1 protein-coding gene is annotated in these 326 nt (G+C 33.7%); it reads left to right on the forward strand.

Features of this window, described 5'->3' with window-relative positions; all coding sequences use genetic code 11:
• On the forward strand, positions 1-326 hold a 326-nt coding region (locus QQK25_RS24855), incomplete at both ends, for a DNA-directed RNA polymerase subunit beta (protein ID WP_284190075.1).

A 326-nucleotide genomic window follows, 5' to 3' on the forward strand; every position in this document is an offset into this window, starting at 1 on the left:
AAAAAAAAAAGGGGGGGAAAGATGCTTTGGCATAGAAATGAGAGAATGTATACAATACCCGCGTTTAGTCAGATACAATTTGAAGGGTTTTGTAGGTTCATTGGTGAGGGCTTAAAAGAAGAACTTTATAAATTTCCAAAAATTGAAGATACCGATCAAGAAATGGGCTTTCAATTATCTGTGGAAACCTATCGATTATTCGAACCTTTGATAAAAGAAAAAGATGCTGTTTATGAATCACTGACATATTCATCGGAGTTATATGTAACTGCAGGATTGATTTCGAACGGTAACGATATACAAGAACAAACTGTATTTATTGGAAA

The sequence above is a fragment of the Zoogloea oryzae genome (genome assembly GCF_030161255.1).
GTDB lineage: Bacteria > Pseudomonadota > Gammaproteobacteria > Burkholderiales > Rhodocyclaceae > Zoogloea > Zoogloea oryzae.